The following is a 24660-nucleotide window of genomic DNA, read 5'->3' on the forward strand; positions in this document are numbered from 1 at the left end:
GGACGAAGCCATGACCCAGCTGTATTTTGAAGATGCCGAAATTGGTATGACTAGCAAGGCTGGTCCTTATCTGGTCTCGAAGGAAGAGATCGTCCAGTTCGCCAAGCAATATGATCCAGCGCCCCGTCACCTCGATGAGGAGGCAGCAGCACGTTCAATTTTTGGGGGACTAACCGCATCGAGCGCCCATACGTTTTCGATCTTCATCTCGCTCACGCCGAAGCTCCAGCCTCGGCTCCATGTCCTCGCCGGAATGGGTTGGGATGAGTTAAGGCTGCCGAACCCGGTACGCCCAGGAGATGAACTCGATCTTGAGATGATTGTTCTGGAGAAGCGGGAGTCTAAGTCGAAACCTGATCGAGGCATCGTGCGCAACCAAATCAGAGTGCGCAATCAACAAAACGAAATCGTCTTGCAGTGTATAGCCAATATTCTCGTTGCGAGACGAGCGGGTCCATAGCAAGGAGCCATCGTCCGTCTTGGCGGCGCTTGCCAACACAAAATGTTCACGCCCGCTATGGGTCAAAATGCGAAGAACGCAGAGTGAGCAAAGTCAGTCCGCTCTACCCACCAAGCGGGCCTCAATGAAAGGTGTCGCCACTTCGCTGATGGGCCACAAGCTGACATCGCTGATGCCATACTCAATCACTTCATCTGCGATGCCCAGCGTGGGCGGTATCGTTACCCCCTAGCGCCTTCGCGGTCTTGCGGAAATTAGCGCGCGAATTTGTAGTAAGCGAACGCCGCCGAAGTGACCGTAAGCAATGCCGAAGCAATCCAGATCGGCCCCAGCATAAAGATGGCTATCGCGCCCTGCCCACAGGCACCGCATGCAACCCAGAACAATATTGGAAAAAAACATAACAGGATGACTACGGCAAATCCTGTACTGAGCCAAACTCCTCTCGACCCCCATCGCGCACCCAAAAACCATGGCATGGCGGGAAAGCCGAAGGACAGAATAACCAGGAGGGTCATCAGATCGTCGAACATGATTGGCTCTTGGTCGTTAACACGAGGCAGATGGTTCAAGCCCATACGAAAACCGCGCGAGCCCTTGTCATCGCTGCTACGCTGACTCCGGGCGCATAAGTCGAATTAACAGCAACTGACATTGCCGCTTGACGACCGCCTTGGGGCAAACGGCGAAATGGCCGGAATGCGTGCCTAGGTCCGCTTCACATCTTTAAGCGAACGTCGGATCTGAGAGGACGCGCCGGAAGTCGCTTCCTCACTTCGACGGCGGCGCCGCTCCGTCCGCATTGTCCCGCACATGGATCACCGCGATGTCATCCGTATAGATCCGCTTCCAGCCCTTGAGCTGATCGAGGATTTGCGGGCCCGGCGCATCGGCGACCAGGAGCGTCGCGTCGATCTTGTACTGGTCGAGCAGGCGCGGCAGCAGCTCGGGCTTCTTGCCTTCCGTCGCCTTGAAGAAGTCCATGACGAACTTTTCGCCATAGAGCTCGGCGCGGCCGTCGACGTACACAGGGACGTCGCGCGAGATCAGATAGCCGCCGAACTGATAGGCGTTGAAGATGCGCTGCACCCCGAGTTTTTCGAGCAGGTCGACCGCCGCAACCGGCGTCTGCGTCATCGTGAACGTGAAGCGATGGTGTCCCATGTAGAGCGAGGTCGAGGTCCAGCTCGCGGCCACGATCATGAGCGCGCCGAGCGCGGTGACATAGCGGGCCGGCCAGCGGTCTGCGTCGGCGGTGTCCGCTGGCGGGCGCGGGAACATCTCGCCGAGCGGCTTTGCCAGCACCAGCGGCACCAGGAAGGCGAAGGCCTCGATATTCCTGACATGGGTCAGCGCGGTCCAGGTCAGGAACAGGATCAGGAAGATCCGCGGCGCCGACAGCACGAGGCCGCGATAATAGCCGAGCGCGATCAGGCCGAGCAGTGCGCCTTCGAACCCGGTGAAGGTGGCAAAGTTCGCCGGCATCCATTCGAAGATCAGTGACAGCAATTCGCCGAGGCTGAGGATGTTGGTCGCGCCCATCAGCGTCCGCCAGCCGTAAGGCGTGCAGCAGGCAGCGATCAGCGCGCCGACGCCGAACAGCACCCAGCGCATGAACAGCTTCAGCCGCTGTCCCTTCTCGGCATGCTCGACCGCTTCGAGCGAGATCGGGCCGATCAGCGCGAGGCCCAGCACGAAGCCGCCATGCAAATTCGCCCAAAGCGCCATCAGCGGCAGCCAGGTCCAGGACGGCGCGCTTCGGCGGTCGGCAGCCGCCATCAGCAGGCCGACCCACGCCACCATGACGGGCAGCGCCAGAATATGCGGACGCGCCAGCACGTGATGGATCGACAGCAGCAGCGCCAGCATCGCGAACAGCACCGCGCGCGGCGCCTCGATCTGCGCGTCAAGGAGATAGACGAAGACCGCAGCGGTGAGCGCCATCCCGGTCGCGGTGAGGATCACGGGTCCGGCCCAGCCCCATTGCGCGTAGGAGAAGGCGAACAGCACCTGTGACAGCCACGACGTCGAGATCCAGGATTCCCCTGGGCGCGTGAAAGAATAGAAGTCGGTGTAGGGCAGGGCACCGTGATCGAGGATCCATTGCCCGATCCTGATCTGCCAGAACGAGTCGGAGTCCTGAAGCAGCGTGTCGCCGACGAAGAGGAAGAACAGATAGGTGCCGGCACCGACGCAGAGCGGCAGCAGTGCGCGCGCGCGGCTCTGCATCGCAATGCTGTTGGCAAAGGAAAGGGACATGCCGCCTCGTCGTCCTGCTTGTTCTTGTCGGTCGGAGCATGATCCGGAAAAGTGTGTAGCGGTTTTCCGAGAAGATCATGCTCAAACAATAACCTGAAGCGCGATGAACGATTCATCTCGTCGTGCTTCAGGCCGAGCGGGCGGCATTGGACCATGCGCGGTCATAACTTCGGGTAAATCGCGCCGCAGCGGCGTCGCCGCGGATAGCTACGATTTAACGGATTGTTTTCAATTCTCCTTTACCATCGTCGAATACGTGCAATCCGCTTCGTGTTTCCGCAGTCGAATTAACTGCGGCGCAATTCTTTGCCTCTAGGTTCGGTTCCATGGTCGGGCGGCGCTGGGAAGCCGAGAAGACCAGACCATTTGTAAGCCTCGTGTACTCTTTGGGAGCAGTCTATGAAGAACCTCGTTTCGCGTTTCGTGAAGGACGAATCCGGCGCCACCGCCATTGAATACGGCCTGATCGCTGCCGGCATCGCGCTGGCGATCATCACCGTCGTCAACAACCTCGGCAGCTCGCTGAACACCAAGTTCGGTTCGATCTCGTCCAGCCTCAAGTAAGACCGGACGATCTGAGAGTTTCGAGAGCCCCGTCCCGGACGGGGCTCTTTTCTTTTGCGGGGTGGAGTGAGCCGGAGGCTGCTCGGCCTGCATGGTTCGCCCGGCGATGCGGAGCATCGTCCGGAGATGCCCGCTTTGGCGAGCTCCTCACCAAGAGGGTCTGATATCTTGCCGCGAAATGCGACCTCATCCCGAGGGCCCGCCGTAGGCGGGCGTCTCGAAGGATGGGCCCGCAGGCAAGCTTCCCCGCACGTTCTTCTTCAAAGCCCTCCAGCCGGCGTCAGCAGGCTTGGCGCTCCCGTCCGTCCGGCGTGACGTTCTACGCATTTGCATCTTGTCATTCACTTTGAATAGTTGTTCAGTCCTTGCGGGACGATTTGCATCTATTGCAGGGACGACGCGTTCGGCCGCGCGGGGCGTGCGGCTGGCGTGTGGGACAGGAAGCGCGCCATGGTTTATCGGCGAACGCATCAAGTGGTGAAGCGCCTTGCGGCCAGGCGCAGTGCGATTCTTGCTGCAGCGCGGGAAGCTGCGGCGGAAGGCGGGATGGCGGCGGTGCAGATCGCGCCGGTTGCGGTCCGGGCCAGTGTCGCGGCCGGAACGGTCTACCGCTACTTCCCGTCCAAGTCCGAGCTGATCTCCGAATTGATTGCCGAGGTGTCGCGCGACGAGCTCGCGGCGATCCGCCGGGCGGCCGATGCCGCGCCCGGCCCATCCTCGGCGCTGGCGGCGGCCGTCACCACCGTGGCGGTCCACACGCTGTCGCAGCGCAGGTTGGCCTGGGGCATCCTGGCCGAGCCGGTCGACGTCGATGTCAGCGCGTCCCGCCTCGCCAGCCGCCGCGAGATCGCCGGCGAGATGGCCGCGCGGATCGACGCCGCCGTGCGGGCCGGCCATTTGCCGGCGCAGGATACCGCGCTGGCGGCCACCGCGCTGTTGGGGGCGCTGCATGAGGCCCTGGTCGGGCCGCTCGCGCCCGACAATCTCGACGATCCCGCCAGGATGCGCGATGCGGTGCAGACCGTGACGCTGCTGGCCCTGCGCGCCGTCGGCGTGATGGACGCCCGCGCCCGCGGTCTGGTGGTGCAGCAGACGCTGCTGCCGACCGCGAAAGCGCTGGTCGGGGCCTGAAGAGCAGGTCGCGACCGGGGCCGAGACCCGATTCCGCTCAGGTCATTGCCCGAGCGCGCCTTTCCACAAAACCCGAGCACCTTCGCCGGCAACGCCGGCTACTGTGCATGGGGTTGTTTTCGTCTTTTTTTGTTTGCCGGGCTCCCGCGGACTAGATATCCGCGCCGCCCTCGGGGCCGACCGAGGCGATGCGCACCATGTTGGTGGTGCCGGGGATGCCGAGCGGCACGCCAGCGACGATGATCACGCGCTGGCCGGCGCGGACAAAACCGTCGCGGAAGGCGATCTGGCCGGCGCGGCTCACCATGTCGTCCTGGTCGCGCGCGTCTTCCGCCACCACACAATGCACGCCCCAGACCACCGCCAGCCGGCGTCCGGCCGCGATGTTGGGCGTGATCGCCACGATCGGCGGCTTCGGCCGCTCGCGCGCGACGCGCACTGCAGTCGAGCCCGAGCTGGTCCAGCAGATCAGCGCCGGCAGATCGAGCGTCTCGGCGATCTGGCGGGCGGCGTCCGCGATGGCGTCGCCGGCGGTGGATTCCGGCGCGGGGCGCTGCGCGGTGAGCACGGAACGATAAATCGGGTCGCGCTCGACCTCTTCGCCGATGCGGTTCATGGTCGAGACCGCCTCGACCGGGAATTTGCCGGCCGCCGATTCCGCCGACAGCATGATGGCGTCGGCGCCTTCATAGACGGCGGTGGCGACGTCCGAGACCTCGGCGCGGGTCGGCACCGGCGACTGGATCATCGATTCCAGCATCTGGGTCGCGATCACCACCGGCTTGCCGGCGCGGCGCGCCATGCGCGTCATCTGCTTCTGCAGGCTCGGCACGCGTTCCAGCGGCAGCTCGACGCCGAGATCGCCGCGCGCCACCATCAGCGCGTCGGAGGCCTCGATGATGTCGGCGAGGCGGTCGATCGCCTGCGGCTTCTCGATCTTGGCCATGACAGCGGCGCGGCCGCGGATCATCTTCTTGGCCTCGATCACGTCGTCGGCGCGCTGCACGAAGGACAGCGCGATCCAGTCGACGCCGGTCACCAGCGCGGCCTCGAGGTCAGCGCGGTCCTTCGGCGTCATCGCGGAGACCGGCAAATCGGTGTCGGGCAGGCTGACGCCCTTGCGGTCGGACATCCGGCCGCCGACCACGACACGCGTCACCGCGTGCTCTTTCGAGGTCTCCTCCGCGATCAGGCGCACCTTGCCGTCGTCGAGCAGCAGCGAATGGCCGGGCCTGAGTGCAGCCAGGATCTCCGGATGCGGGAGATTGACGCGCGTGGCATCGCCCGGCGTCTTGTCGGAATCGAGCGTGAAGATCTGGCCGTTCTGGAGCTGGACTGCGCCTTCCGCGAAGGCGCCGAGCCTGAGCTTCGGGCCCTGGAGATCGACCAGGATGCCGATCGGCCGGCCATAACTGCTCTCGACGTTGCGGATCGTCGCGACCAGCTCCCGCATCTTGTCATGCGGGGTGTGGCTCATGTTGATGCGGAACAGATCGGCGCCGGCCTCGAACAGGCGGCGGATCATCGCGAGGTCCGAAGAGGCAGGTCCCAGGGTCGCGAGAATCTTGATACGGCGAAGACGCCTCATGGCTTATTTCCAGACGGTGGCGAGGGAGCTGGCGGAAGGCCAGGCGCGGCGGGGGGCGTACCACCGGGCGGACTATTGGGCAAACCCGGAACGCCGCCACCCGGGCCGACAGGGCCCGGCAGGCCGGGCACGCGCTGCTGCTGTGACGGCTGCTCGTTGGCGTCGGTCAGCTGCACTGTCCAAGCCCGCTGCTCGCCGGTATCGACCTCGAAATAGCCGGTCCGGTCGTAGCCGCGCGCGAGGCAATCCTCGGTGCCGCGGATGGTGAATTCCTTGTCGCGCGAGCACATGAAGGCCTGGCCCGACCATTCGCCGCCGCGGTCGTAGTCGATCGCGTAGATGTAATAGTAGCGCGCGACCAGCGTTCCCCGCAGCAGGGTCTCGCAGGAGCGGGACGAGATGTTCCACCAGCCCTCGGTGGTCCAGCCCTCGGCGTCCTTGTAGCCGAGCGCAATGCCGACCCGGCTCGAGGTGTTGTTGCAAAGCCGGAAGTCGGCGGAGGCCGGGCTGGCCCACAGGCACAGCAGGCCACCCACCAGCACCGGGACCAACCGGGCGAGCAGGCGAAGGGGGGCGCGGGGAGATTCGGCGATCATTGTCGCGGAACGTATACCAGATGATTGACGATTTGGCGTAGGGCCGGGGAACCGGCCTTCGGGTTGGCTCTGGCGCCGTTTGCGCCGTGATATGGCAAAATCTGTGACAAGGGCCCACCTGATCCCGTAAGGGTGACCCCCATCGGGGGCAGAACCAATTCAGGCCGAAGGGATCCAGCCATGGCAATCGACGACAAAACCAGAACGGAGCTCGAGGCGGCCGCTTTCCGGCGCCTGGTCGATCATCTGAAGACGCGGACCGACGTCCAGAACATCGATCTGATGAATCTGGCCGGCTTCTGCCGCAACTGCCTGTCGAACTGGCTCAAGGACGCTGCCGACGCGCAGGGCGTGAGCTTAAGCAAGGACGAGAGCCGCGAGGCCGTCTACGGCATGCCCTACGAGACCTGGAAGTCGAAATACCAGGGCACGGCCGCGCCCGAGCAGCTCGAGGCGATGAAGAAGGTTCACCCCGGGCACTGAACGGCCTCGCCGGCAGTCCGGCGGTGAGTCGCACCACACAACTCTTTCTTGGCCTCGCCGCAGGAAGGTGTGGGCGCGCTGTGGACGAGCGCGATGCTTGCTTGAACGCGAGAGCCGCGAACCCTAAGGGTCAACCAGCACGCGCGGTGAGGATGCCGGCGTCACCTCGTTTTGCCAGTTCCATTGGGAGTACCAAGATGGCCACCTCCGCCGCCGTCCGCGACGACGAGCCCGCGACGAAATTTGCCAAGGACCAGCTCAAATCCATCATCGAGCGCATCGAGCGGCTGGAGGAAGAGAAGAAGGCGATCTCCGACGACATCCGCGACGTCTATGCCGAGAGCAAGGGCAATGGCTACGACGTCAAGGCGCTGCGCACCATCGTGCGCATGCGCAAGCAGGACCCGAACGAGCGCGCCGAGGCCGAGACCATCCTCGAGACCTACATGCAGGCGCTGGGAATGCTCTGAGGCGATGCGCCTCTAGCACTGCTGCCGTAGCCCGGATGGAGCGCAGCGAAATCCGGGTTCTCGCAGTATGGAAGCATTCCCCGGATTACGCTTTCGCTCCATCCGGGCTACAAGCGTGGCGTGTTGCACTTCGTTTGTGAACGGAGACCGCTGTGACTGCGCCGCCGCTGCCGCGCGAGGTGAGCCGTGCCTTCGGCGCTCTTCCGGCGCCGATCGGCAAGCGGTTGCTCCAGGTACGTGAGCTGATCTTCGCGACCGCTGCGGCACATCACGATGTCGGCAAGCTCACCGAAACGCTGAAATGGGGCGAGCCGGCTTACCTGACCGATGAGACCGGCAGCGGCAGCACGATCCGGCTCGGCCGCCTGAAGGACTCCGAGCGCGCCGCCATCCTGTTCAACTGCAAGACGACGTTGATCGATACCTTTCGCGAGCGCTTTCCCGATGAGTTCGAATATCGGCAGACCAGGGCTTTGCTGTTGCCCCTATCCGGCGCGCTGCCGAAGCAGGAGCTCACCGTCTGCCTCTCGCTGGCGTTGACATATGATCTGGATCGGCGGGTCAGGAAAGCGAGATAGAAGCTGCAGGCTTCGACACTGTAGTCTTGGAAGTGGCGAGGACGCCATTGCGCCGGTCCGGCACGCAGCCTCGATCCGCAAGATTGTCGGTCTCGGTCTCAATTGCCGCGTCCGCGTTTGGCGTCTCGTCGGGCCTGCGCCCGCTTGTTGGCCTGCGAGACTCTTCCGATTTTTTCCGGTGGGAGTTTCTTGAGCCGGCGACGGCTTGGGATGGACCGCATGCCGTCATGCGAAGTTGGGGTCGTCTGCGGGCGAGAAAACTGACGCGCCCGACGGAGTGCTAACGCCCGTCGCGCCGCTTCCCCGAGCTCCCGTCGTGCTTCAAACTTCCGGATGCGCCTCAGCTCGTTCTTGACGCGCTTGATGGCGGCAGCGAAAACCGATTGGCGCCGGTTTGCATGCTCTGCCGTGCCGGAGAAACTCTTGCCGCGCGGGTCGGCTGTTCCCTTTGTTTCGCGGCGTCGATGCCGCGACAATGTACGCTCCCTGTCGCGCAGATCCCGAAGTCGGGCGCGAAGGCTCTCAAGTCCATCGCGCTCCATCTCTCCGACCACGGGATGGTGCGTGCTCAATATGACTTCGCGCTCGTCGTGGTTCAGAAGGCTGAGCTCAGACTTGCATGGAACTGACATCGCATGCTCCTACTTCGCTGTGGCGACTTCCCTTGAGATGCGGCGCCGCTGCGGAAACGCGGAACACCAAGGCAAACGCAATCGCGTCCTCGGACTTTGTCATCGCGTCCGTTCTGGGCGCATTGCCACAATGCGCGTTTGGAATGCGTAGCGATACCGGGTGGATTACCCGTTGGAAGTGGGGGAATCTCCCTTAGTGCGGATGCGCACCAGGCCGGGACGACACTTGAGCGTGTGGCGCTGTCGTGCCCCAGGATTGCGCTGCGCTTCATCCCGGCTTGCGGGACTACCGAACGGCGTGAGGGGAAAGATCTCAGCGCAGCGCCGCGGTGCGCATGACGAACGACGTCGTCTCGAGCTTCGCGGTCGCACTGCCCGTAAAGCTATCGCAGGACAGGCCCTGCATCGGATCGTCGGCAAAGCCCATCGCGATCACGGCCTGCGGTTTGACGAAATAGCCGCGCAGGGCAACGGTATCCAGCTCGCCCATCAACGTCACCGACATCGCGCGGCTGGCGCTCGGCGACAGCATCACGATCTTGAGCCAGATGCTTTCGCCCCTGGCGGCGGAGAGGCGGGTCGCGGTTGCGATCCTGCCGTCGATGCTCTTGCCGACCACCGTGTTGATCTCGGTCGCGGGCGCAAGGCCGCGCGTCGTGGCAACGGGGCGGCCTGTGCGCGGGACCAGCGCGGAGGCGGCGACGACGTTGGCGCGGTCGACCGGGGAGGCGGACGCCGGCGCATAGGCCAGCGCCTGATAGGCCGCGCTGGAGACGGACGCGGTTGCTTGCGGCTCGGTGGCGGCGGCGAGCGCCTGGCGGGCCTTCAACGCCGCCACTTGAGCTGGCGTCGCCTGCTGCGGGGTCGCAGGGGCATCCCAGAAGCCGCGGGCATTGATGATGTCGGCCGGGGTCTCCGGCTTGCCGGCCGCAGGCTTGTCAGCCACGGGCGCGGGCTTCGGCTTGGGCGGTGCAACGAGCTGCGCATCGGCCGAAGCGAGCTGGATCGCAGCGGCGATCTGCGGCTTGGCGCGCGGTGTCGGCACCGGATCGGCCGGCTTGGCCGCGGCGGCAACCACGGTCGGCGCAACAGACTTCGCGGCCGGGGCGGGCGCGCCCTCGTCATCCTCGTCGCTGCTCGTGGCGGCGGGAGCCGACTTGCTCTTGAACAGAGCGGCAAAGAAACTCGGCTTGCTGCCGGAATCGTCGCCGGTGCCGCGGCGCTCGATGTCGGCCTTGGCCAGCTCATAGCCCTTCAGCGGCGTGCCGTCGGTCGGAACGTGGACCGTGCGGCCATCCGGGAACACGCGGGCGAGCTGGTCATGCGTCATGCGCGGCCAGTGCCGGATGCTGCCGGTATCCAGATGGACGAAGGGCGAGCCGGAGGTCGGATAGAAGCCGACGCCGCCGCGCTGCAGGCGCAGGCCGGCGAAGCGGATCTGCTCCAGCGGCACGCCCGGAATGTGGAAGTCCATCGCATGCCCCAGCATGTGCTGGCTGAAGCGCGCCACGCCGGAGGAGCGGCGGCGGAGCATCGCGTTGGTGGCGGGGGAGCGGTAGGAGGAAATGATTTGGATCGGCTGCTTGCCGTCGACGTCGCGATAGACTTCCCAGAGGATGTCGAACAGGCGACGGTCCATGACCGTCTCGTCCTGGGTCCGCCAGTCGCGCAGGAAGTGGTTGAGCTGCTTCAGCGCGGCCTCGTCGAAGCGGCCATCGCGCTTGAAGGTGACGGTGAGGTCTTCGCCGGAATGGGTGTGGTGGAACGAGAGCGTCTTGGTCTCGTTCAGCGCGGCGGCGTCATGGACCGAGCCCGCGGCAGCAAGCAGCAGTGCGGAAGCGAGGCCGATCCGGGATCCGGCCTTCACTCCCGCATGGGACAACGACAGCACTGCGAATTTGCGTGCGAAACCTGTCAGCACGAATGAGCCCACCCAGTCGACGAGCGTTCAAAATGGACTCTCCCGGCAACCCCGTTAGCGCGCGAAAGAGGATGAACGCTTTCTTAAAGCGAGAAGGTTAATTCGAGGTTGACCTTCTCGACCCCAAACCAAGTCAGAATACGAACCTAAGCGGTTCAGTGTGGCAAAAAAACGCCCGCTGCCGGAGTTCGGGTGGAGAATGGTTAACGTTAAGCGACCCCATCCAGGGGGATGAGGTCGCTGATCTTACTAGAGAATTTCCGACAAAGACCGATCGGGGAGGCCTCAGCGGGTAAACACCCGCTGCTGCTGCGGCCGGCGGCCGACCGGAGCCGGCGGCGGGGTCGGCGCCCCGAACAGCCGCTCGAAGAAGTTCGGACCCGACGAGCCGAAGCCGCCGCCATTGTTGGCAATCGCCACGCCCGAGGGCAGCGTCGTCGCCGGGCGTGAATAGCTCGGCTGGGAGTGAGCAACGACGTTCTCGAGGTCCTTGCCGCGGCCGTTCTTCAGGATGTTGATCATGGTCGCATCACGGCCATAGACGTCCTTGCGGATTTGCAGCTTGCCGCCATCGTCCACGAACGCGGTCTGGTAGGTGATGTTGACCGGGATCGGCGTCGGGAATTTCAGGTCGATCTCGCTCTTGCCGTACATGCTGCGCACGCGCTCCGGCGTGTACTTCTCGTTCGGCATGGCGATGTTGAGCAGAACGGAGGCGTACTGATCCGGGTTCTGCACGCGCATGCAGCCATGGCTGAAGGCGCGATCGTCCCTGGCGAACAGGTTCTTGTCCGGCGTGTCGTGCTGATAGACCAGGAACTTGTTCGGGAAGTTGAAGCGGATGCGGCCGAGCGCGTTGGCTTCACCGGGCGGCTGCGAGATGTGCACGGAGCCGTCGCGGTTCTGCTCGAGCTTGAGGCCCATGCGCTGGAGCACGGTCGGGTCCTGCTGAAGCGCCGGCAGGTATTCGTTGTAGACGATCGACGGCGGCACGTTCCAGGTCGGATTGACCGTGATGTACTTCATCGTCTCGGTGAGCAGCGGGGTCGCATGCGTGCCCGGCTTGCCGGTGACGACGCGAGTGGTCCAGACCTGCTGGCCACGCTGCATCACCTTCAGTGTGTAGTCAGGAATATTGAGGATGACATAGGCATCGCCCAGCGAGGGGACGCCGAGGTCGCGCGGCAGCCAGCGCCAGCGCTCCATGTTCACCAGCACAACGTCGATCTGCTTGTCGCGCTTCGGCGTGTTGATCGCCTTGACGGTCTTGTCGTCGAGGATGCCTGTTACCTTCATCTCGGCGCTATTCTGGAATTTGCGCACGGCTTCGGCGACGGTGGCGTCATAGCGGGTGTCGCCGGCGTTCTCGGGGAGGCCGAGCTTGGCGCGGAGCTGCGGCACGCGCGGATCTTCGACGACGATTTCAGCCTGCTTCTTGCCGGCCGGGGTGTATTTCAGCGCCGGACCGTCGCCGATCTCGATCACCGGGCCGCTGCCCTGGCCGCGCAGCTCGGCGAGCTTGGCCTTCAGCTCCTTGTAGAGCTTCTGCGGCGGGTTGTAGCTGTCGAGCGCTGCGGAGGCGTCGGCTGCGGTCGTGACCTTGGCGAGCACCTCGCTCGAATCGACCGGATGCTCGGGATAGAGGATGTCGCCGCTGACCTGCGACCAGTGCATGCGGCCGCTCTGGGCCTGGCGCGCATAGTCGAACATGCTGGCGGTGAGCTTCAGCTCGGCATCGGCGAGCGCATCGGGCGTCGTGGCGGCGGCGAAATCCGGCACCGGATAGTCGGCGGGATTGAGACCATCGGAGGCCGCATCCTTCAGCCGCGCGATCACGCCCTTGGCCGCGGCGGTCAGGCTGCCGGCCTGGGTCCAGACCGGCGCGAAGTCGCGTGCACCGTAAAACTTCTCGATCGCGGCGCGCTCGTTCTTGCGGTCGAAATGGCGCGAGGTCTTGGCGCCGATGATGTCCTTGAGCTTGTCGGCGACCGGCTGGTCGGCGGCGGGAACGTTGCTCGCGGCCTTCACCGGCTCGGCGGCCGGAGCCGCAGCGGGGGCCGCAGGCGCGGCCGGCGTTGCCGTCGCGGTGTCGGCCTTTGCCGGTTCGGATTTGGCAGGCTCGGTCTTGGCGGTTTCGTTCTTCGGCGCCTCAGCTGCAGGCGTGGTGGCGACGTCGGAAGGTTTGGTCTCGACCTTGTCGGGAGCCGGTGCGGCTTCGGCCTTCACCGGTTCCTTGGCCGGCTCCTTTGCGGAATCCTGAACCGTCGCGGTGGTGTCGAGCTTGATGTCGGATGCGGTCGGGGGCGGGACGTTGGCGGGCTCGGGGCGCGGGATCGCGGCTTCGATCGCGAGTTCGGCGGCGCTGCTGCGCGCCTGATCCTGCGCCAGGGCCGAGCTGGCCGATACCGTGAGGAAGGTCGCCGCGACCGTCATCAAGACGCGGTCAAAGCCCGCACGGTGGTTCAAACAGTCACGCATTGTGTCGCACCCCTCGGGTGAACTGTCCCTCGTGGAACAGCTTCATTATCGCCTAATGAGCTTCGGGCTAAACTGCGCCGGCCGCTCGAAAGTTGCACGCCTGCACGCAACGATTCATACGCGGACGAACGAATCCTACGCAGACGATATACAGGCCCCGTTTGGGCGGCCAGCGCTACCCGGGACAACTCACGACAAACTGACTTCAAGAAAGCCCGTTTGCAACGGATTGTGCGGCTTTGGCAGACGCTTTTCCATGTGTCTGTCACTTCCAAGTCACGGTTCACGTCGCAGCCGGATTTTGCCGTAATGCGAAGGGCTTGCGGCGTCATCGCAACGCCAGGCGAACCTCCGTTCGCATGAGGCTCAGGGCGTCTCCTCACCGCTTTTGCCGCCATGTCCGGGAACCCCGGCTTCGTCGAGCTTGCGGTAGAGCGTGGACCGGCCGATTTTGAGGCGGCGGGCGACCTCGGACATCTGCCCCCGATAATGCGAGATCGCGAAACGGATGATCTCGCTCTCCATGTCCTCCAGCGGGCGGACGTCGCCGGTGGGGGTCAGCATGGAAAGGGTGCCCGCCAGCGGCAGCGGCGCGATCGGTATTTCACCACCCGACACCACCGAGGGCGCCGCGATCGGCTCGAGCATCAGCGGCGCGGTCGGGATGTCGGTCTCGAGATGCGGCTGCGAGGTGAGCAGGGGGAAGTCGGCAAGGTCGAGCTGGTCGCCCTCGCTCATCACCACCGCGCGGTAGACCGCGTTTTCGAGCTGGCGGATGTTGCCGGGCCAGTCGAGCTGGGCGAGGTGCGCGACGGCCTCGCCGCTGATGCCGGTGATGAGGCGATTCTCCTCGGCGGCAAAGCGCGCCAGGAAATGCCGGAGCAGATACGGGATGTCCTCACGCCGCGCCCGCAGCGAGGGGATCGTCAGCGGCAGCACGTGGAGGCGATAGAACAGATCTTCGCGGAAATGGCCCTGCTTCACCCGCTCCAGCAGCCTGCGGTTGGTCGCGGAGATGATCCGGACGTCGACCTTCAACGGCTTGCGTCCGCCGACCGCTTCGACCGCGCCTTCCTGAAGTGCGCGCAGCAGCTTGACCTGCGCGGTGAGCGGCAGCTCGCTGACCTCGTCCAGGAACAGCGTGCCGCCATGAGCCTCGACGAACTTGCCGGTGTGCCGTTCGGTGGCGCCGGTGAAGGCGCCCTTCTCGTGACCGAACAGGATCGACTCGACCAAATTGTCGGGGATCGCACCGCAATTGACCGCGACGAACGGCTTAGCCTTGCGCTCGCCGCTGCCATGGATGGCGCGTGCGAACATCTCCTTGCCGACGCCGGACTCGCCCTCGATCAGCACTGGGATCGACGAGCCCGCGGCCTTCTGCGCGGCACGCATCACGGCCGCCATCGCCTCGGCGCGGGTGATGATGTCGGAGAAAGTCAGCCGGCCCTCGCGGCTGTGACGGATACGCTGCAACTCGCCCTTGAGCGCGGAGGCATTGAGTGCGTTGCGCAGAGAGACCTGGAGCCGCTCCAAGCCAACCGGCTTGACGACGAAATCGGCCGCGCCCGCGCGCATCGCCGAGATCACGTTGTCGATGCCGCCATGGGCGGTCTGCACGATGACGGGGACGCCGAGGCCGGCCTCGCGGATTTTCGCCAGCACGCCCATGCCGTCGAGGCCGGGCATCACGAGATCGAGGATGACGGCGTCGATCGCCGGTGCATCGGGGGCGGTGAGGGCGGCGATCGCGGCGTCGCCGGAGTCCACGACGACCGTCTCATAGCCGCATTTCTGCACCATGTTCTCGACCAGCCGGCGGGCTACTGCGTCGTCGTCGGCGATCAAAATACAGGCAGCCATGGTGTTCCCCGCACGCTACTACTATCTGTCTCGAATCGGGTCACTCTGGCCGAAGCCGATTAACGCACTCTTAAACCTTGATGCCCCCGCCCGCCGTCGCGCTTGTTGAACACAGGTTTCCCACACAATGAATTCGCGCTCCAAATCTGCTCTCAAGAAATCTGCCTCCAGCAAGCCCGCTCTCCGCAAGCCAAGCACCAGGAAATCCGCCGCCAAGGCAAAGTCCTCCAAATCTTTGCCCGCAAAGCCTGCGGGCAAGACCGGCAGGCTTCCGGAGTGGAACCTCGCCGACCTCTATTCCGGGATCGATGCGCCGGAAGTGGCGCGCGATCTCGAAAGGATGGACGCCGATTGCGTCGCGTTCGAGACCGACTACAAGGGCAAGCTCGCTACAGGGACAGCAAACGAAGATGGCGGAAAATGGCTCGCCGAGGCGGTGCGACGCTATGAGGCGATCGACGATCTCGCCGGCCGTCTCGGCTCCTATGCCGGTCTCGTCCATGCCGGCGACAGCGTTGATCCCACGATTTCAAAGTTTTACGGCGATGTCTCCGAGCGGCTAACGGCGGCGTCCACGCATCTCTTGTTCTTCGCGCTCGAGCTCAACCGCGTCGATGACGATATTTTGAACCGCGCGATGCAGGCCGCCGAGCTCGCGTATTACCGTCCTTGGATCGAGGATCTGCGCAAGGAGAAGCCGTACCAGCTCGACGACAAGCTCGAGCAGCTCTTCCTCGAGAAGTCGCAGACCGGCTATTCCGCCTTCAACCGGCTGTTCGACCAGACCATCTCCGGCCTGCGCTTCAAGGTCGGCGCCAAAGAGCTCGCGATCGAGCCGACGCTCAATTTCCTGCAGGACCGTGACGGCACAAAGCGCAAGGCTGCGGCCGAAGCGTTGACAAAGACCTTCAAGGCCAATGAGCGCACCTTTGCGCTGATCACCAACACGCTCGCCAAGGACAAGGACATCTCCGACAATTGGCGTGGGTTCAAGGACGTCGCGGATTCTCGGCATCTGAGCAATCGCGTCGAGCGCGAGGTGGTGGACGCGCTGGTCGCCTCGGTGCGCGCGGCCTATCCAAAGCTGTCGCATCGCTATTATGCGTTGAAGGCGAAGTGGTTCGGCAAGAAGCGGCTGGCTTATTGGGACCGCAACGCGCCGCTGCCGTTCGCCGCGACCGACGTCATCGGCTGGCCCGATGCGCGCAACATGGTGCTGACGGCCTATCGCGGCTTCTCGCCCAAAATGGCCGAGATCGCCGAGCGCTTCTTCACCGATCGCTGGATCGACGCGCCGGTTCGCCCCGGCAAGGCGCCGGGCGCGTTCTCACATCCGACCACGCCGTCGGCGCATCCTTACGTGCTGATGAACTACCAGGGCAAGCCGCGCGACGTGATGACGCTCGCGCATGAGCTCGGCCATGGCGTGCACCAGGTGCTGGCCGCGAAGAACGGCGCGCTGATGGCGCCGACGCCGCTGACGCTGGCCGAGACCGCGAGCGTGTTCGGCGAGATGCTGACCTTCCGGCGGTTGCTGGCGCAGACCAAGAGCGCCCGGCAGCGCCAGGCGCTGCTCGCCGGCAAGGTCGAGGACATGATCAACACGGTGGTGCGGCAGATCGCGTTCTATTCGTTCGAGCGCGCGGTCCACACCGAGCGCAAGAACGGCGAGCTCACCGCGACGCGGCTCGGTGAGATCTGGCTGTCGGTGCAGGGCGAGAGCCTCGGGCCGGCGATCGAGATCAAGGCGGGCTACGAGAACTACTGGATGTACATCCCGCACTTCATCCACTCGCCGTTCTACGTCTACGCCTATGCCTTCGGTGATTGTCTCGTGAACTCGCTCTACGCCGTCTACGAGAATGCGGCCGAGGGCTTTGCCGAGCGCTACCTCGACATGCTCGCCGCCGGCGGCACCAAGCATTATTCCGAGCTGCTGCGGCCGTTCGGGCTCGATGCCAAGGATCCCAAATTCTGGGACGGCGGTCTCTCGGTCATCGCCGGGATGATCGACGAGCTCGAGGCGATGGGCTGAGGCGAAGCGCGAGTTCCTTCCGGGCGCACGGAATGCGGGTGCCGCAGGTTTTTTTGCGGCCCCCAGTTCCATCCGTGGGCGTGGGCGACCTTCGCGGCGGAGGCCGGCGATTTGCTACGTGCGATTGAACGTTCGCGCGGCCCGCAAGACTAACTCAACAGATACTCGGAAATGATTTTCTACTATTGATTGTGGATTGATCGGTTTCTCCCTGGGGAGGCACCCATGCTCCATCAAGGGCCCGCCACGCCGGTTCCGATGGCGAGAAATGCTGCCGCCGTCGATCAGGAAACGCCCTGGTGCGAGAAGCACCATCAGATCGTTTGCGATGAGATCGAGGCGATCAACACCCGCCGCGAGCCGGAACGGCGCCTCGACGCCGACGGCCTGCAACCCTGCCAGTTGCTCGACGTCGTCGGACTTGCGTTGTCCGGCGGTGGCATTCGCTCGTCGGCCGTTTGCCTCGGCGTGCTCCAGGCACTGAACCACCACAACCTGATCGGCCGGATCGACTATCTCTCCACGGTGTCGGGCGGCGGCTATATCGGCACCTCGCTCAGCGCCACCATGACGACCGCACGGCGCTTTGTGTTCGGCGAGAGACCCGCCGGCGGAACCGTCACGTCCGCCGAGATCAGCGATACGCCGTCGGTCGGACACCTGCGCAACTATTCCAACTATCTGATCCCCGCCGGTGCCCGCGATCTCCTGACCGGAGTTGCGATCGTCGTGCGGGGACTGGTCGCCAATATCGGGTTGACGTTGCCCATCGTGCTGCTGCTTGCCGCCATCACCATCTGGTCAACGCCGCTGCGGAGCTGCCTGACGGATGCGAACATCTTCGGCATCAGTCTCAACAACAGGTCGTTGTGCGAGCTGCATGATTTCAGCGACATCGATCGTTACGGTTTCAGCACATTCGGCCTGGTCGTCGCGCTCGTGATGTTCGCTTGCAGCGGGCTCGCCTATTTCACCTCCCGCTCCGTCCGCGGCAGCGGTCCCAGCGTCGTGTTCGCCTATATTGGCGGGATCGCATTGTTGCTGGGCGTCGCGTGCGACTTCGCCCGGTTTCTCAAGGTCCAGCATTTTGCGTTGAGCCTGTCGATCGCAATCATCGGGGGCGTCCTGTTTTTCGGATGGGCGCTCAAGCAGTCGCTCGCGAGCCCCGGCAAGCGGCAGGAGTTCCGTTCGCACTGGCCGAGCATGGGCGCGACCTTCCTGGTGCTGCTGGCGGTGATCGCCTTCTTCGAGTTTCAACCCTTCATGCTGGAGCAGATGTTCGATGTCGCCGAGAGCAGCGCAATCGGTGGACCGGCTGCTGCGGTTGCGATCACCTGGATCAAGTCGCTCGCGGCAGTGGCTGCGCCAATCGGTGTCTTCGTCACCGCGTTCAGGCAGCAATTCGTGGAATTGCTGAAGGGCAACAGCGCATCCTCGCAATGGGGTTCGCTTGTGCTCGCGGTCGTGGCCAAGGTCGCGCTATGGATCGCGGGCCTTGCGCTTCCGCTCGTCATCTGGGTCGCATACCTCTATCTATCCTATTGGGGCATCGCCAACGATCTGTTCGAGAGGTGCCCGTCCGTTATGGGCGCAACCTCCCAGCGAGAGTGCCTGGTCAATGCCAAATCGAACGCGCCGTCCGGAAGCCTCGCAGGCAGGATTCAGTTCGATGTCAGCAAGGGGACCTTGTCGGCGGAAATCACGCCGAAAGCCGCACCGCAGGTCGTGGCAGATGCCGAGCAGTTGACGCCGATCTGGCACACGCCCGCCTGGCTCCTGTTCCTGGCTCAGAAAGCGGGGCAGGTGGTTCAGGTTCGTTTTCCCAGCCTGTTCCAGGGCAATGCTTCGGAGCTCGCCTACTCCTACAGCCTGCACATGGTGATCCTCTACACGTTCGCCGGCGCCCTGCTGTTCGCCATCTCGTTCTGCCTGACGCCGAATGCGAACTCGTTGCACCGGCTCTATCGCGATCGCCTGAGCAAGGCCTTCCTGTTCGATCCGACGCGTTCGGCCGACGGGCGCGTCGCGCCCGCCGAAGCCAGTCTCGACCAGGGGCGCGATTTCAAGGCGCTCGATCGCATGAAGCTGACGGATCTCTACGCCGCTCCGGCCGCGACGGCCCGGATTCCAGGGCAGCCGGCTGCGCCGAAGCTGCACGCGCCCTATCAGCTCATCAATACGGCGCTGAATATTCAGGGCTCCGACTTTGCCAACCGGCGCGGACGCAACGCGGACTTCTTCGTGTTCTCCGCCCTGAACGTCGGCAGCGAGGCGACGGGCTATGCGCCCACCGATCTGGTGCAGGACGACGAGCAAAGTCTCGATCTCGCCACCGCAATGGCGATTTCCGGAGCCGCGGCCTCCTCGAACATGGGTTCGAGCTCGATCAAGGCGCTGACGCCCACGCTTGCGCTCCTCAACGTCCGGCTCGGCTATTGGCTGAAGAACCCGCGTTACGTCGATGAGCGTGTCCGGCCGCAGCGCCGCTCCACGCCGATCTATTTCTGGTCGGAGATCTCGGGGCGCCTGTACGAGAACAGCGACAGCGTCTATCTGACGGACGGCGGTCATATCGAGAATCTCGGCGTCTACGAGCTGTTGCGCCGCCGCTGCAAGGTGATCATCGCGGTCGATGCGGAAGCCGATGCGCCGATGAATTTCGGTTCCCTGATGACGTTACAGCGTTACGCCCGCATCGATCTCGGCGTCCGCATCGACCTGCCATGGACGCCGATTCGCGAGCGCACGCGTGCGCTGATGGCGCGCAATGCCGACAAGGCGGGTGATCCCGGCGCGGCCGACGAGCGCGACGACATTGCGCGAGACCACGTCCACGTCGCGATCGGCACCATCGACTACGGAGGCGACGAGCAGGGTTATCTCGTTTACGTCAAATCGTCGCTCAATGGCGACGAGAACGACTACATCCGGGACTACGCGCGGCGAAACGACCGCTTCCCGCACGAGACCACGGGTGACCAGTTCTTCTCGGAGGAGCAGTTCGAGGTCTACCGCGCGCTGGGCTTCCACATGGCGCACGGTTTCCTGTCCGGTGACAATCCGGTCGCGGTCGGGTCCGGCGTCGATCCGCATATGGCCCGATTCACTGAAGCGGGCGAGCCGGCGATCGACGCGGTCCGCGAGGCGCTCGGTCTTCCGGTACCTCGGCGGCAAACCGCGAGCGTCACCGCCACGATGATCGATCAGGGCTGAGCAGCGCGACAGCCGGATTCCCGGCAATCGGAATTCCAAATCACCTGATTTGCCCGAAAACCGGCCATCGGTGCCGTTGCCCTGCCCGAAGGTTTGCGGTATCCCAGCCCAAGAATTCGACTTTCGACTGGGGACAATACATGGCTGACCATAGCGAAGTGGCGTACACCACCGCCGACGGCAACGACTACGTTGCCCACGAGCAGACCTATGAGGGCTTCATCAAGCTGGTGAAGTACGGCACGGCCTCGGTCGCGCTCATCGTGATCCTGATGGCGATCTTCCTGACCTGACCTATCGGCAGCTGCACACGTCAGCAGCAGCTGCCGCCTACAAAATTTGCATCCAAGCCGGTCCCAAAACCGGTATCGAACGCTGCGGGAGTAACGCTTAAGTTTGCGCGCGCGCTGTCCCGCGTCGCCGGAGGGCCTATGAAGATCGCCGTTGCCAAGGAAATCGATCCGTCGGAGCCGCGTGTCGCCGCTTCGCCTGATACGGTGAAGAAGTTCAAGGCGTTGGGCGCCGAGATCGCCGTCGAGCCGGGCGCCGGCCTCAAATCGGGCCTGCCGGATTCCGAATTCACCGCCGTGGGCGCCACCGTCAGCGCCGATGCGCTGAAGGACGCCGACATCATCATCAAGGTGAAGCGTCCCGAAGCCTCCGAGCTCGCGCAGTACAAGCGCGGTGCGCTCGTCATCGCCATCATGGACCCCTACGGCAACGAGGCCGCGCTGAAGACGATCGCCGATTCCGGCGTCTCCGCCTTCGCGATGGAACTGATGCCGCGCATCACCCGTGCGCAGGTGATGGACGTGCTGTCGTCTCAGGCGAACCTTGCCGGCTACCGCGCCGTGATCGAGGGGGCCGAGGCCTTCGGCCGCGCCTTCCCGATGATGATGACTGCCGCCGGCACCGTGCCCGCCGCAAAGGTGTTCGTGATGGGCGTCGGCGTTGCCGGCCTCCAGGCGATCGCGACCGCGCGCCGTCTCGGCGCCATCGTCACCGCGACCGACGTGCGGCCCGCGACGAAAGAGCAGGTGGAATCGCTCGGCGCAAAATTCCTCGCCGTCGAGGACGAGGAGTTCAAGAACGCGCAGACCGCCGGCGGCTACGCCAAGGAAATGTCCAAGGAATACCAGGCCAAGCAGGCCGCGCTCACCGCCGAACACATCAAGAAGCAGGACATCGTGATCACGACGGCGCTGATTCCGGGCCGGCCGGCGCCGAAGCTCGTTTCGGCCGACATGGTCAAGTCGATGAAGCCGGGTTCGGTGCTGGTCGATCTCGCCGTCGAGCGCGGCGGCAATGTCGAAGGCGCGAGGCCGGGCGAGGTCGCCGATGTCGATGGCATCAAGATCGTCGGCTACACCAACGTTGCCGGCCGCGTCGCGGCGTCCGCCTCCAGCCTCTACGCGCGCAACCTGTTCAATTTCATCGAGACCCTGGTCGACAAGGGCAGCAAGGCTCTTGCCGTCAATTGGGACGACGAACTCGTGAAGGCGACGGCGCTCACCAAGGACGGCGCCGTGATTCACCCGAACTTCCAGCCGAAAGCTTAGGAGAGCCGCCATGGAGCATGTTGCACAGGTCGTCGACCCCTTCGTCTTCCGGCTGTCGATTTTCGTCCTTGCCGTCTTCGTCGGTTATTTCGTGGTGTGGTCGGTGACGCCGGCGCTGCACACGCCGCTGATGAGCGTGACCAACGCAATCTCCTCGGTGATCGTGGTCGGCGCGCTCCTCGCCGGCGGCGTCGCCAATGTCTCGAGCGGCTCGGGCTGGGCACGCGCCTTCGGCTTCGTCGCTCTGATCTTCGCCTGCATCAACATCTTCGGCGGCTTCCTTGTCACCCAGCGGATGCTGGCGATGTACAAGAAGAAGTCGAAGTAAGCGGCCACCTCGGGCTGAAGGGATCAATGGGGACCTGAGATGAGCGCCAACCTCTCTGCATTTTTGTATCTCGTGGCGGGAGTGCTGTTCATCCTGTCGCTGCGCGGGCTGTCGAGCCCGGCTTCGTCGCGCCAGGGCAATCTGTTCGGCATGATCGGCATGGCGATCGCGGTCGCCACCACGCTCGCCAACCATCCGCCGGCAGACGGCCTCGCCTGGGTGCTCGTCATCGTCGGTATCGCGATCGGCGGCGGCATCGGCGCGGTGATCGCCCGCCGCGTGCCGATGACCTCGATGCCGGAACTGGTCGCCGCCTTCCACTCGCTGGTCGGCATGGCCGCGGTGCTGGTCGCCGCCGGCGCGTTCTACGCGCCGGAAGCCTTCGACATCGGCACGCCCGGCAACATCCATCCGCAGAGCCTGGTCGAGATGTCGCTCGGCGTCGCCATCGGCGCGCTGACCTTCACCGGCTCGGTGATCGCGTTCCTGAAGCTGTCCGCGCGCATGAGCGGCGCGCCGATCATCCTGCCGTTCCGCCACGTCATCAACATCGCGCTCGCGATCGCGCTCGTCGTCTTCATCGTCGGGTTGGTGATGTCGGGCAGCGCGCTCGACTTCTGGCTGATCGTCATCATCGCGCTGGCGCTCGGCGTGCTCATGATCATCCCGATCGGCGGCGCCGACATGCCGGTCGTGATCTCGATGCTGAACTCCTATTCCGGCTGGGCTGCGGCCGGCATCGGCTTCACGCTGGGCAATTCCGCGCTGATCATCACCGGCGCGCTGGTCGGCTCGTCGGGTGCGATCCTGTCCTACATCATGTGCCACGCGATGAACCGGTCCTTCATCTCGGTCATCCTCGGTGGCTTTGGCGGCGAGACCGCCGCGGCCGGCGCTGGCGGCGGCGAGCAGAAGCCCGCCAAGCTCGGCTCGGCCGACGACGCCGCCTTCATCATGAAGAATGCGCAGAAGGTCATCATCGTGCCCGGCTACGGCATGGCGGTGGCGCAGGCCCAGCACGCGCTGCGCGAAATGGGCGACATCCTGAAGAAGGAAGGCGTCGAGGTGAAGTACGCCATTCATCCGGTCGCGGGCCGCATGCCCGGCCACATGAACGTGCTGCTCGCCGAGGCCAACGTCCCCTACGACGAGGTGTTCGAGCTCGAGGACATCAACTCCGAATTCGCGCAGGCCGACATCGCCTTCGTGATTGGCGCCAACGACGTCACCAACCCGGCGGCCGAAGAGGACAAGACCTCGCCGATCTACGGCATGCCCGTCCTCCAGGTCTGGAAGGCCGGCACCGTCATGTTCATCAAGCGCTCGCTCGCCTCGGGCTATGCCGGTATCGACAATCCGCTGTTCTATCGCGACAACACCATGATGCTGCTCGGCGACGCCAAGAAGGTCACCGAGAACATCGTCAAGGCGATGTAGGGCGGGAAGGCGAGCGGACCGTGGCCCTGAACAAGGAGTGGCACCGGTCCCATCGCATGCCACCGAAGGCGACGCGCGAGCAGCGTGTCGCGTGGCACGTTGCCCATGCGGCGGCGTGCGGCTGCCGCGAGATTCCCTTGAGCATCCGGCCGGACGTTCTCAAACTGCTCACGAGCCGCCGCAAATCCTGAACTCCGGAATGGCGGGCCGCGATGACATTCCTGAAATGGACCGCCACCATCCTCGCGGCCGGCTACCTCGCCGGTCTCGTCCTGTTGTTTGCCAAACAGCGCGCCATGCTGTTTCCGATTCCGACGGCCGAGCGCACGGCGCCTGCCGCCGCGGGACTTCCAGACGCCGAAGAGCATGTCCTGACGACGTCTGACGGCGAGAAGGTCATCGTCTGGCACGTGCCGCCAAAGCCTGGCCGTGCCGTGGTGCTGTTCTTCCACGGCAACGGCGATTCTCTGGCCGGCCTTGCCGGCCACTTCAAGGCGATCACGGCTGACGGCACCGGTCTCGTCGCGCTGTCCTATCGCGGCTATTCGGGCTCCAGCGGCGCACCGGGCGAAGATGGCCTGCTGCGCGATGGCGCGGCCGCGTACGCGTTCGCGGTGGCGCGCTATGACGCCCGGCGCCTCGTCGCCTGGGGCTTCTCGCTCGGGACCGGCGTTGCGGTCGCCGTCGCCTCCGAACATCCGGTCGGGAAGCTGATCCTCGAGGCGCCCTATTCGTCGATCGCCGACGTCGCCGCCGCGCATTTCTGGTTCGCTCCGGTTCGCCTCCTGATCCGCGACCCCTTCCACTCGGATGAGCGCATCGCACGCGTCACGGCTCCGCTCCTGATCATGCATGGCGCGCAGGACCAGACCATCCCGATCGCATTCGGCGAGAAATTGTTTGCGCTGGCCCGCGAGCCGAAGCAGTTCGTCCGCATTCCCGGCGGCGGGCACGACGATCTCGGCAGCTTTGGCGCCATCGAGATCGCACGAAACTTCATCAATGGGTCCTGAGGGCTGACGGATGCGATCTTCTCGCGCATAATCGGTCTCCCATTGGAAGGAA

Annotated in this window: 21 protein-coding genes; 14 read left to right on the forward strand and 7 right to left on the reverse strand. The window is 64.5% G+C overall.

Going from position 1 to position 24660, the window contains the following annotated elements; translation table 11 throughout:
- Nucleotides 1–10 precede the first annotated feature (10 nt).
- Nucleotides 11–460, forward strand: coding sequence for a MaoC/PaaZ C-terminal domain-containing protein (locus ACVJ5M_RS09640; protein ID WP_063981102.1), 450 nt, complete (start codon nucleotides 11–13; stop codon nucleotides 458–460).
- A gap of 254 nt (nucleotides 461–714) precedes the next feature.
- Here the strand turns inward: ACVJ5M_RS09640 and ACVJ5M_RS09645 are convergent, their stop codons facing one another.
- Both ACVJ5M_RS09645 and ACVJ5M_RS09650 read right to left on the reverse strand, forming a co-directional pair.
- Complete coding sequence (locus tag ACVJ5M_RS09645) at nucleotides 715–993, reverse strand: hypothetical protein (protein ID WP_187387924.1); 279 nt, start codon at nucleotides 991–993, stop codon at nucleotides 715–717.
- A 238-nt stretch (nucleotides 994–1231) separates the two neighbouring features.
- A complete protein-coding gene (locus tag ACVJ5M_RS09650) occupies nucleotides 1232–2719 on the reverse strand; it encodes a hypothetical protein (protein WP_063981104.1) in 1488 nt (495 codons plus the stop codon).
- Nucleotides 2720–3118: 399 nt separating this feature from the next.
- Between ACVJ5M_RS09650 and ACVJ5M_RS09655 the strand changes: the two genes are divergently transcribed.
- Together ACVJ5M_RS09655 and ACVJ5M_RS09660 are read left to right on the forward strand one after the other, a co-directional pair.
- Nucleotides 3119–3283 (forward strand): Flp family type IVb pilin, encoded by a 165-nt coding sequence (locus ACVJ5M_RS09655; protein WP_014492421.1) that lies wholly within the window; start codon nucleotides 3119–3121, stop codon nucleotides 3281–3283.
- A 450-nt stretch (nucleotides 3284–3733) separates the two neighbouring features.
- Nucleotides 3734–4414: a TetR family transcriptional regulator gene (locus tag ACVJ5M_RS09660; RefSeq protein WP_063981105.1), complete on the forward strand. Its 681-nt coding sequence runs from the start codon at nucleotides 3734–3736 to the stop codon at nucleotides 4412–4414.
- 151 nt (nucleotides 4415–4565) lie between these two features.
- Here ACVJ5M_RS09660 and pyk read toward each other — a convergent pair whose 3' ends face one another.
- Together pyk and ACVJ5M_RS09670 are read right to left on the reverse strand one after the other, a co-directional pair.
- A complete protein-coding gene (gene pyk, locus ACVJ5M_RS09665) occupies nucleotides 4566–6002 on the reverse strand; it encodes a pyruvate kinase (protein ID WP_063981106.1) in 1437 nt (478 codons plus the stop codon).
- Nucleotides 5999–6598, reverse strand: coding sequence for a DUF1036 domain-containing protein (locus ACVJ5M_RS09670; RefSeq protein WP_063981107.1), 600 nt, complete (start codon nucleotides 6596–6598; stop codon nucleotides 5999–6001). The genes pyk and ACVJ5M_RS09670 overlap by 4 nt, the downstream gene beginning before the upstream one ends.
- A 180-nt stretch (nucleotides 6599–6778) precedes the next feature.
- Here ACVJ5M_RS09670 and ACVJ5M_RS09675 point away from each other — a divergent pair, with 180 nt between their 5' ends.
- The 3 genes from ACVJ5M_RS09675 to ACVJ5M_RS09685 all read left to right on the forward strand — a co-directional run bounded on the left by ACVJ5M_RS09675 (nucleotide 6779) and on the right by ACVJ5M_RS09685 (nucleotide 8129).
- Nucleotides 6779–7081, forward strand: a complete 303-nt coding sequence (locus tag ACVJ5M_RS09675) for a DUF1244 domain-containing protein (RefSeq protein WP_063981108.1) — start codon at nucleotides 6779–6781, stop codon at nucleotides 7079–7081.
- A 197-nt stretch (nucleotides 7082–7278) separates the two neighbouring features.
- On the forward strand, nucleotides 7279–7551 hold the full coding sequence (locus ACVJ5M_RS09680) for a DUF2312 domain-containing protein (RefSeq protein ID WP_014492426.1): 273 nt from the start codon (nucleotides 7279–7281) through the stop codon (nucleotides 7549–7551).
- Between the two features lie 152 nt (nucleotides 7552–7703).
- Nucleotides 7704–8129, forward strand: coding sequence for a DUF1801 domain-containing protein (locus ACVJ5M_RS09685; protein WP_354098303.1), 426 nt, complete (start codon nucleotides 7704–7706; stop codon nucleotides 8127–8129).
- Between the two features lie 945 nt (nucleotides 8130–9074).
- On the opposite strand, the gene ACVJ5M_RS09690 is transcribed toward ACVJ5M_RS09685, so the two are convergent.
- The 3 genes from ACVJ5M_RS09690 to ACVJ5M_RS09700 all read right to left on the reverse strand — a co-directional run bounded on the left by ACVJ5M_RS09690 (nucleotide 9075) and on the right by ACVJ5M_RS09700 (nucleotide 15023).
- Complete coding sequence (locus tag ACVJ5M_RS09690; protein WP_283017559.1) at nucleotides 9075–10682, reverse strand: DUF882 domain-containing protein; 1608 nt, start codon at nucleotides 10680–10682, stop codon at nucleotides 9075–9077.
- Between the two features lie 285 nt (nucleotides 10683–10967).
- Nucleotides 10968–13160, reverse strand: a complete 2193-nt coding sequence (locus ACVJ5M_RS09695) for a L,D-transpeptidase family protein (RefSeq protein ID WP_063981111.1) — start codon at nucleotides 13158–13160, stop codon at nucleotides 10968–10970.
- Between the two features lie 366 nt (nucleotides 13161–13526).
- Nucleotides 13527–15023, reverse strand: coding sequence for a sigma-54-dependent transcriptional regulator (locus ACVJ5M_RS09700; RefSeq protein ID WP_063981112.1), 1497 nt, complete (start codon nucleotides 15021–15023; stop codon nucleotides 13527–13529).
- A 127-nt stretch (nucleotides 15024–15150) separates the two neighbouring features.
- Here ACVJ5M_RS09700 and ACVJ5M_RS09705 point away from each other — a divergent pair, with 127 nt between their 5' ends.
- The 8 genes from ACVJ5M_RS09705 to ACVJ5M_RS09740 all read left to right on the forward strand — a co-directional run bounded on the left by ACVJ5M_RS09705 (nucleotide 15151) and on the right by ACVJ5M_RS09740 (nucleotide 24608).
- Entirely contained in the window at nucleotides 15151–17058 is a 1908-nt protein-coding gene (locus ACVJ5M_RS09705) for a M3 family oligoendopeptidase (protein ID WP_063981113.1), read from the forward strand.
- A 225-nt stretch (nucleotides 17059–17283) separates the two neighbouring features.
- Nucleotides 17284–20271, forward strand: a complete 2988-nt coding sequence (locus ACVJ5M_RS09710; RefSeq protein ID WP_063981114.1) for a patatin-like phospholipase domain-containing protein — start codon at nucleotides 17284–17286, stop codon at nucleotides 20269–20271.
- Nucleotides 20272–20411: 140 nt separating this feature from the next.
- Complete coding sequence (locus ACVJ5M_RS09715; RefSeq protein ID WP_008136857.1) at nucleotides 20412–20564, forward strand: aa3-type cytochrome c oxidase subunit IV; 153 nt, start codon at nucleotides 20412–20414, stop codon at nucleotides 20562–20564.
- A gap of 138 nt (nucleotides 20565–20702) precedes the next feature.
- On the forward strand, nucleotides 20703–21830 hold the full coding sequence (locus tag ACVJ5M_RS09720) for a Re/Si-specific NAD(P)(+) transhydrogenase subunit alpha (RefSeq protein WP_063981115.1): 1128 nt from the start codon (nucleotides 20703–20705) through the stop codon (nucleotides 21828–21830).
- A gap of 10 nt (nucleotides 21831–21840) precedes the next feature.
- Nucleotides 21841–22158 carry a proton-translocating transhydrogenase family protein gene (locus ACVJ5M_RS09725; protein WP_063981116.1) on the forward strand — a complete coding sequence of 106 codons (318 nt, stop codon included), beginning with the start codon at nucleotides 21841–21843 and terminating at the stop codon, nucleotides 22156–22158.
- 39 nt (nucleotides 22159–22197) lie between these two features.
- Nucleotides 22198–23595, forward strand: coding sequence for an NAD(P)(+) transhydrogenase (Re/Si-specific) subunit beta (locus ACVJ5M_RS09730; protein ID WP_063981117.1), 1398 nt, complete (start codon nucleotides 22198–22200; stop codon nucleotides 23593–23595).
- 20 nt (nucleotides 23596–23615) lie between these two features.
- Nucleotides 23616–23786 (forward strand): hypothetical protein, encoded by a 171-nt coding sequence (locus tag ACVJ5M_RS09735; protein ID WP_206779637.1) that lies wholly within the window; start codon nucleotides 23616–23618, stop codon nucleotides 23784–23786.
- Nucleotides 23787–23807: 21 nt separating this feature from the next.
- Complete coding sequence (locus tag ACVJ5M_RS09740; RefSeq protein ID WP_135216416.1) at nucleotides 23808–24608, forward strand: alpha/beta hydrolase; 801 nt, start codon at nucleotides 23808–23810, stop codon at nucleotides 24606–24608.
- Nucleotides 24609–24660 lie beyond the last annotated feature (52 nt).

It is taken from the genome of Bradyrhizobium sp. S3.7.6, from assembly GCF_054061875.1.